Source organism: Peribacillus sp. P4_D6 (assembly GCF_056401795.1).
In genome coordinates this window covers 1-7,738 of record NZ_JBFUIQ010000156.1, presented here as the reverse complement: position 1 = coordinate 7,738, position 7,738 = coordinate 1, and the positions used below count along the sequence as shown (strand labels likewise).

General features: G+C 42.4%; 11 protein-coding genes. 9 read left to right on the top strand and 2 right to left on the bottom strand.

What is annotated here, in order from left to right; all coding sequences use genetic code 11:
* Both msrA and msrB read left to right on the top strand, forming a co-directional pair.
* Nucleotides 1-369: peptide-methionine (S)-S-oxide reductase MsrA (msrA, locus tag AC1DVB_RS23850; protein ID WP_477591256.1), on the top strand; the 369-nt coding region annotated here is incomplete at its 5' end.
* Nucleotides 359-787, top strand: a complete 429-nt coding sequence (msrB, locus tag AC1DVB_RS23845) for a peptide-methionine (R)-S-oxide reductase MsrB (RefSeq protein WP_057277324.1) — start codon at nucleotides 359-361, stop codon at nucleotides 785-787. The genes msrA and msrB, both read left to right, overlap by 11 nt.
* A gap of 51 nt (nucleotides 788-838) precedes the next feature.
* Here the strand turns inward: msrB and AC1DVB_RS23840 are convergent, their stop codons facing one another.
* The gene (locus AC1DVB_RS23840; RefSeq protein WP_057277325.1) at nucleotides 839-1,927 is read right to left on the bottom strand and encodes an SGNH/GDSL hydrolase family protein; all 1,089 of its coding nucleotides are present in this window, start codon (nucleotides 1,925-1,927) and stop codon (nucleotides 839-841) included.
* Between the two features lie 294 nt (nucleotides 1,928-2,221).
* Here AC1DVB_RS23840 and AC1DVB_RS23835 point away from each other — a divergent pair, with 294 nt between their 5' ends.
* Nucleotides 2,222-2,389: a YjcZ family sporulation protein gene (locus AC1DVB_RS23835; protein ID WP_082609319.1), complete on the top strand. Its 168-nt coding sequence runs from the start codon at nucleotides 2,222-2,224 to the stop codon at nucleotides 2,387-2,389.
* A 1-nt stretch (nucleotide 2,390) separates the two neighbouring features.
* On the opposite strand, the gene AC1DVB_RS23830 is transcribed toward AC1DVB_RS23835, so the two are convergent.
* Nucleotides 2,391-2,540, bottom strand: a complete 150-nt coding sequence (locus AC1DVB_RS23830) for a hypothetical protein (RefSeq protein WP_230137084.1) — start codon at nucleotides 2,538-2,540, stop codon at nucleotides 2,391-2,393.
* A gap of 156 nt (nucleotides 2,541-2,696) precedes the next feature.
* Between AC1DVB_RS23830 and AC1DVB_RS23825 the strand changes: the two genes are divergently transcribed.
* From AC1DVB_RS23825 to AC1DVB_RS23800, 6 genes are all read left to right on the top strand, one after another.
* Entirely contained in the window at nucleotides 2,697-3,671 is a 975-nt protein-coding gene (locus AC1DVB_RS23825) for a S66 family peptidase (RefSeq protein WP_328097466.1), read from the top strand.
* 220 nt (nucleotides 3,672-3,891) lie between these two features.
* Nucleotides 3,892-4,221: a hypothetical protein gene (locus AC1DVB_RS23820; RefSeq protein ID WP_034307530.1), complete on the top strand. Its 330-nt coding sequence runs from the start codon at nucleotides 3,892-3,894 to the stop codon at nucleotides 4,219-4,221.
* A 180-nt stretch (nucleotides 4,222-4,401) separates the two neighbouring features.
* Nucleotides 4,402-5,766 carry an aspartate aminotransferase family protein gene (locus tag AC1DVB_RS23815; RefSeq protein WP_328097465.1) on the top strand — a complete coding sequence of 455 codons (1,365 nt, stop codon included), beginning with the start codon at nucleotides 4,402-4,404 and terminating at the stop codon, nucleotides 5,764-5,766.
* Nucleotides 5,767-5,768: 2 nt separating this feature from the next.
* Entirely contained in the window at nucleotides 5,769-6,479 is a 711-nt protein-coding gene (locus AC1DVB_RS23810; RefSeq protein WP_230137047.1) for a CoA transferase subunit A, read from the top strand.
* Nucleotides 6,446-7,111, top strand: coding sequence for a 3-oxoacid CoA-transferase subunit B (locus AC1DVB_RS23805; protein ID WP_098185832.1), 666 nt, complete (start codon nucleotides 6,446-6,448; stop codon nucleotides 7,109-7,111). Before AC1DVB_RS23810 ends, AC1DVB_RS23805 begins: the two co-directional genes overlap by 34 nt.
* A gap of 9 nt (nucleotides 7,112-7,120) precedes the next feature.
* On the top strand, nucleotides 7,121-7,738 hold a 618-nt coding region (locus tag AC1DVB_RS23800; protein ID WP_477591252.1), incomplete at its 3' end, for a M20/M25/M40 family metallo-hydrolase.

Sequence of the window (7,738 nt, the reverse complement as noted above, 5' to 3'; positions counted from 1 at the left end):
GTTCAGATCACCTTTGATCCAAACGTATATCCATATGAGAAGATAATTGAGTTATTTTGGCAGCAAATTGATCCGACAGATCCTGGCGGGCAATTTTATGACCGGGGAAGTTCTTATCAAACGGCCATTTTTTATCATGACGAAAACCAACGTGAAATTGCAGAAGCATCCAAAGCCAAGCTGCAGGCGAGCGGGAAGTTTTCCGGACCGATCGTAACCCCGATTATACCGGCCAAAACGTTTTATCCAGCCGAGACATACCACCAGCATTACTATAAAAAGCAACCTGAACATTATGAAAGATATTCGATTGGCTCAGGACGTAAAGCATTTATACAACATCACTGGGGGGAAAAAAATGAAAAGTAAAGAAGAATTAAAAAAGAAGCTCACTCCGATTCAATATGAAGTCACGCAAAATAATGGAACGGAACCAGCCTTTAACAATGAATATTGGAATTTGAAGGAGGAAGGATTATATGTGGATATCGTTTCAGGCAATCCTCTTTTCACTTCAAAGGAAAAGTTCGATTCAGGCTGCGGTTGGCCAAGTTTCACTAAACCGCTTAAAGAAGAGGAAGTGGTGGAAAACCTCGATACGAGTTATGGTATGAGAAGGATCGAGGTCCGCTCAAAAACTGCCGATTCTCATCTGGGACATGTTTTCAATGACGGGCCGGGACCGTCAGGATTACGCTATTGCATCAATTCTGCATCATTAAGGTTCATCCCGCTCCAAGATCTTGAAAAAGAGGGATACGGGGAATATAAAAAGCTTTTTGAGTGATTGGAAAACCCCCTATCAGATTATGATAGGGGGTTATTTATTGAGTAATATTCAATCTGTGATGATTGACGCGATCCGGACATATGGAATGTCGGTCAGGTCCATTGCTTTAGTCCTGCCAGTCACCTCAAAACGGACAGTATGTGAACCGGGGCGAAGTCCATTAGTGACAAATAAATATCTTTCACGGGCAAATGGCCACCATGTATTCAAAGTCGTGATTTCATTTCCGTCAATCCATACATTCACTTCCCCGCCATCAGGACTTCTAAGCAGTTTCACACCAAGCATACTCCCTTTGAAGGTATATTGAATCACACTGCCCTTTTCACTACTAGTGAAATAGCCGCCCATTGGCCGGAAACCGCTCATTTTTTCATAGTGGTCAATTTCCGATAATTCAAAACCGGAACGGGCATGCAGCTTAGTTGGAAGACCCGCTACAGCCTTCTCTTGTTTGATGTTATCCAGGAACCGTTCATAAATGGCATCTGCATATAATTTATACCCCAGCCCATTTGGATGTACCAAATCTTTGGTCAGCTGTTTTTCCGTATATCCTGAATTTTTGAATATTGGTCGCATATCAACATTTGTAGCACCATAATGTTTGGATAAAAGTCCAATGGCTGTCGCAAATTCCTCATATTTCAAGGAACTCTCTGTTATTGTGAATAACTCAGCATTAGGGTGGAGCCGTTTTGCCTTTCTCATTAACGCTTCATATGTCATGGTAAAATCATCGACATTCATATATTTGCGGTCATTTTCACCAAAAACGAAGAAAATCAGATCTTTATGATCATGCTTCCTTCTTTGGGAAAGCTTGAATAGGCCCTCAAAAGCAGTTGATCCGCTTTGGACCACGTAGTCACCGTGTAACGGAATATCATTGGCATCATTCATCTTATTTTCTAGCTGTTTGAACCATGTTAGATTAGGATTTTCAGCTCCCGATCCTCTTCCGATACTGTCACCAATGACGAGATACTGAATGGGCTGGCCTGATTGGAATTTTTGATAAACATTTATCGAATCATCTGATCCATATGTTTTAGGAACTTTTTGAAGGATATAGCTGATTAGAAGGATCGTGGCGATTGCAGCGAAAGGGATGAAGGGTTTTGCGTTCTTTTTCAATTATGTTCCCCCGTATTGCCTTTTATGTATCCATGTAGGTATGAGATAGCTTAAAGAGGCTAAGAATTGTTTTTTCCTTATTATATCCCAATTTTAAAGTAACACAATAAATTTGTGACAATTTTCATGGTTACTCGTGGGATTTCAGCCATTGAATGAATAACGCTTAAGAYGGTGTTGATTGAAGTTTTTTCTTAAATCCAAAAAAATAGGCAAATGCACAGACCAAGGCGGGCGTATCGACATATGGTAAGGTGTAAAGAGAAAACAGAATTCTAAAAGGAGTGAAACTTAATGTACGGATATGGTGGAAATGGTGCAGGACCAGGATACGGATATGGTGGCGGTGGATACGGCGGTTGTGGATACGGCGGCGGTAGCTGCGGATTTGGATCAGGCTTCGCTTTAATCGTTGTCTTGTTCATTCTATTGATTATCATCGGTGCTTCATTCTGCTGCTAATTCAATAACCCAAAGACCAGTTGATAAAGCTGGTCTTTTCTTTATGTATGGAAATTGGTGGTTTGACGGTGGACTTTTCCAATTCCATGGTTGCTGACTGAATCGTCATGGATAAATCCAGATGATAATGGGACAGGCGATACACAGCCATTCCTTTTTTAAATCCTGATTTCAGTACATAGGGAATGACGTAAGAATTCAAAGAAAATAGCTCGGTGAATGACATACGATAAGGGACTTAGTTTTCTTTGTAAACCATTTCTGCTAAAATAACGACAGAATGTAATTAATTTAGGGGGATAAAGATATGAAACCTTCCCGTTTACAAGCAGGGGATGAAATTCGCGTAATTGCTCCTTCTAGAAGCTTGGCGATTGTCAAAGGGGAACAACGCAGATTGGCAGAAGAAAGATTGACTGAGCTTGGTTTTAAAGTGACATATGGTAAAACGGTTTTGTTCCATGATGACTTTTTCTCGAATTCGATCGAAGACCGGATCGAGGATTTGCATGATGCGTTCAGGGATCCGAATGTTAAGGGGATTTTCACAAGCATCGGGGGGTATAACGCTAACCAATTGTTACGGTATATCGACTATGATTTGATTAAGGAAAATCCAAAAGTGTTGATGGGGTATAGTGATATAACCGCCATTTTATTGGCCATTTATAATAAAACAGGCTTAACTACATATTCAGGTCCCCATTTCTCGACGTTCGGGATGAAGGCTGGTCTGGAATATACGATGGAATATTTTAAAAAGGCTGTAATTGAAAGTGTAGGCTTTTATCTTGAACCAAGTGAAACGTGGAGTGATGATTCTTGGCATTTGGAACAGGATGACCGAATTTTCCACCCGAATGCTGGATATATGGTCATTCAGGAAGGTGAAGCTGCCGGGACAATCATTGGGGGAAATCTTTGTACACTCAATCTATTACAAGGTACAGAGTACATGCCATCTTTAAATGACAGTATCCTTTTCATAGAAGATGACGAAGAAAGCCATCCATTCAGTTTTGACCGGGATTTACAATCCTTGCTCCATCAGCCAGGTGCAAGTGGCATTAAAGGAATAGTCATCGGCCGTTTCCAAAAGGATTCAGGAATGACTGAATATGCTTTGCAGGAAATCATCGCCGCCAAAAAGGAGATAAATGGCATACCCGTGATCGCTAATGCCAACTTTGGTCATGTTCATCCTTTTGTAACTTTGCCGGTTGGTTCAAAAGCAGTAATGAAGGTGAAGAACGGAAAAGCGACGATCCAGATCCAGCCATGAACGGTTTGAAGACGCCGTTCAAAAAATGGACGGTGTTTTCATCTGTTAGGGGTATGTATGATATGGTTTGCATTATGGTGTATATTAGGAGTCTTTCCTCTTGTCAGTACTGGAAATTGTCCTATTTTACAAGCATTATTAGGGAATATGAGTCTAATAGTTCAAATTCTTTATTTTTCTGATATAATACTAAGAGATTTAAAATAGAAAAGGTGATTATGTGTTATTAACAATTCCAGCATCCATTCGTTTAGAAGGGGCTTTGGCCGAGTATAATAAAAAAGGCCGTGTGAGCCATACATGTTCCGTTTGTAACGAAGACACTTCTAACGGGGATGCAAGTAACTTGAACTACTATAAGTTAGGAACTAAAAAAGTTTGTCATTCCTGCATGAAAAATGTTTTGCGTCATCCGTCTTTAAAAGAGTATGAATATGTACATACTTCAAATATCGATAAAACGGCTTTTTATAAAAATGTGTTGGCTGTTTTAAAGGATGAAAGTTTTTTGGAATCCATTCGTGAAGAAAAACTAAATAGCGTATTGTAAGAAAAAAGTGTATCTCTCGCGGATACACTTTTTTTGTCGCCATTTTTGGAAAATCACCCATGAAACCAAGAAATTATCCGTATACATGCTTAGGCCAATTTCCTTAGCAAGATTACCTTCATCTGGACATACACTTTATTATATGGCATTTGTTTTTAAAGAGAAGGAGTGTGTGGGCTTATGGAGCAGTCTTCATTGATCAAACCGGTCCTGGGAGGAGCCTACCCGACTATCAGTCATGGTCAGGGAGTGTTTTTATACGATAAAAATGGAAAGGATTATCTCGATGCTTCTTCCGGTGCCGTTACAGCCAATATTGGCCATGGAGTCCAGGAAATCATTGAGGCGATGGTAAAACAGGCTCAACAGGTTTCGTTTGTGTATCGTTCCCAATTTACCAGCGATGCTGCAGAGAAACTCGCCGGAAAAATTGCAGAATTGACCAAAGGGGAACTGACATACAGCTTTTTTGTAAACAGCGGCTCCGAGGCGACTGAAACGGCATTAAAAATTGCCATTCAGCATTGGCAGGAAAAAGGGAAGCCAAAGAAACAGAAAATCATATCGAGATGGATGAGCTACCATGGCATCACGATGGGAGCTCTTTCAATGTCTGGACATCCGATTCGCCGGGAACGCTTTACTCCTTTGCTTGAATCATATCCTTCTGTATCTCCTCCATATTGTTACCGATGTCCACTTCAACTTGACCAACATACTTGCGGAATGGCCTGTGCTTCGGAATTGGAAGCATCAATCCGGCGCATTGGCAGTGAAAATATAGCGGCGTTCATTGCAGAACCTGTTATCGGCGCAGCCGGAGGGGCCATTGTTCCTCCTGACGGTTATTTTCAAAAACTCAAGAAAATCTGCGAAGAGAATGATATTTTATTCATTGCGGATGAAGTAATGACCGGATTTGGACGTACCGGTAAGATGCTTGCTTCCGAATATTGGGATGTGGAACCTGATATCGTGACATTAGGTAAAGGTATGAGTGGGGGGTATACCCCAATAGCGGCGGCAGTAATGACCAAAAACGTGATGGAACCCATAATGAAAGGATCGAAGTCAATTATAGGAGGTCATACTTTAAGTGCAAATCCGTTATCGTGTGCGGTATCTTTGGCGGTTTTAGACTATGTCGAAAGGAATGAACTTGTCGAAAAATCAGCCGACAGGGGGAATTACCTGATTAGGGGCTTGAAAAAGTTGGCAGGGAAGTATTCCTTTATCGGTGATATACGAGGGAGAGGTTTATTGATTGGCATCGAATTTGTCCTGGATAAAGCAACGAAGGCCCCATTTCCGAAGGATGCAGATGTGACCAATGAAATCATTGAATTGGGAATGAGGAACGGAATCCTTCTTTATCCCGCAGCTGCAGGCCTTGACGGTGTAACCGGGGCAGCCCTCATCATCTCCCCGCCGCTAACGATATCGGAAGAGGAGTGTGCAGAATTGTTAATGAGGGTCGATATAACCTTTGGGCAATTTAATGAATCGATAGGTAAACGATCACCACAACAAGGAAGTGAGTCATAGTGGTGGAAAATACATTCCAGAAGATTTGTCGTTTGGAAGATGTCCGCCATCACTTTAAAGATAAACAGTCCATCCTATTTGGGGGATTCGGTGGCATAGGGACGCCTCCGGGATTGATCAATGTGATTTTGGAATCAGGTATTAAGGATTTAACCTTGATTGGGAACGATACAGGTTTCCCAGATATCGGAATCGGAAAACTGGTCACCCAGCGCCGAGCGAAAAAAGTCATCGTTTCCCATATCGGTTCCAATCACAATGCAGGACTATTAATGAACAATGGTGAACTCGAAGTGGAGTTCTGTCCGCAAGGGACACTTGTCGAACGGATCCGGGCCGGAGGGATGGGACTCGGCGGAATATTGACCGATATTGGAATGGAAGCCGATATCGTCCGGGAAGGCAAGCAAACCGTAAAGCTAGGTAAGAAAAATTATCTGGTGGAATCGGCATTAACTGCAGATATCTCCATAGTTTACGCAGAAATGGCTGATCCTTATGGAAATCTTCTATTCGATAAAAGTGCCAGGAATACGAATCCAATCGTTGCTGCAGCCGGACAGATCACTATAGTCGAAGTCAGGCAAATCGTTCCGCTGGGCACTTTGGATCCAGAGAACATCATTGTACCGGGTGCCTTTGTGGATTATATCATTCCATCAAAAGGAGTCGATTGGAAATGGGTTTGGGAACAGGGGATAGAAACAGAATAGCGAAACGGGCAGCAGCAGAAATAAGCGATGGGATGCTGGTCAATTTGGGAATTGGCATTCCATCACTTGTACCGAATCATCTTTGGGATGATCATAAAGTGATGTTTCATGCAGAAAATGGCCTTGTGGGAATTGGCAGTACTCCTGAAACGGGGAAGGAAGATGCGCATCTTTGCAATGCTGGGGGATTGCCGATCACCATTAGAGCCGGGGCTTCTTACTGCGACAGTACTGTTGCATTTGGAATGATACGCCGCGGCAGGGTGGATATCACGATTCTAGGAGCCCTTCAAGTAAGTCAAGCGGGGGATCTCGCAAATTGGATTGTTCCGGGAAAGCGGGTGCCAGGCATGGGCGGTGCAATGGAACTGGCTGCAAAGGCAAAAAAGGTCATTGTCTTGATGGAACATAACGATAAAGCGGGCATGTCTAAATTAGTCAAAACATGTACGTTGCCGTTAACAGCCCAAAAATGCGTACATATGATCATCACCGAATTAGGCGTGTTTTCTGTAACTTCGGAGGGCCTTCTATTAACTGATGTATTTGATACGTCCAGCATTGAGGAAATCAGGAATCGGACCGAAGCCTTGTTTACTGTCTCTGAAAACATCCACAAATTAAAAGAATGAGAGAGGAGAATGGATATGTATGAGGAAAAAATAAGAACATGGCTGAATGAACATCGGATGAATGGGGTTCAGCTTTTGCAAAAACTGGTTCAGGAACCGAGCAAAAGGGGCCAAGAAGGAAGTGCACAAGCAATAGTGGTCGAAAAGTGCAGACAACTTGGTCTGGAAATAGACCTATGGGAAATCGGGGATGAACAATTAAGAAAACATCCCCATTTTTATTGCGACCGCAGGGATTTTAAAGGAAATCCGAACCTTGTGGCCATTAAAAGAGGAACAGGCAAGGGGAAATCCCTTATTTTAAACGGACATATTGATGTAGTTCCTGAAGGAGATCATGCAGCATGGCATGATGAACCCTATAGCGGCAAGTTGATGGACGGGAAAGTTTTCGGGCGGGGAACGACGGATATGAAAGGCGGCAATGTATCTTTATTGCTGGCCATTGAAGCGATCGTCGAATCTGGAATCCAATTGAAGGGGGATTTGATATTTCAGAGTGTGATTGAAGAGGAAAGCGGTGGTGCCGGCACACTTGCGGCAGTCATACGCGGGTATAAAGCTGATGGTGCAATCATTCCGGAACCTACAAATATGAAACTATTCCCATTACAGCAAGGTTCGATG

What these genes read in the sequence shown, in the direction of transcription:
- msrB (WP_057277324.1), top strand. Translation starts at nt 359, where the DNA reads ATGAAAAGTAAAGAAGAATTAAAAAAGAAGCTCACTCCGATTCAATAT.
- AC1DVB_RS23835 (WP_082609319.1), top strand. Translation starts at nt 2,222, where the DNA reads ATGTACGGATATGGTGGAAATGGTGCAGGACCAGGATACGGATATGGT.
- AC1DVB_RS23830 (WP_230137084.1), bottom strand. Translation starts at nt 2,540, where the DNA reads ATGGCTGTGTATCGCCTGTCCCATTATCATCTGGATTTATCCATGACG.
- AC1DVB_RS23825 (WP_328097466.1), top strand. Translation starts at nt 2,697, where the DNA reads ATGAAACCTTCCCGTTTACAAGCAGGGGATGAAATTCGCGTAATTGCT.
- AC1DVB_RS23815 (WP_328097465.1), top strand. Translation starts at nt 4,402, where the DNA reads ATGGAGCAGTCTTCATTGATCAAACCGGTCCTGGGAGGAGCCTACCCG.
- AC1DVB_RS23805 (WP_098185832.1), top strand. Translation starts at nt 6,446, where the DNA reads ATGGGTTTGGGAACAGGGGATAGAAACAGAATAGCGAAACGGGCAGCA.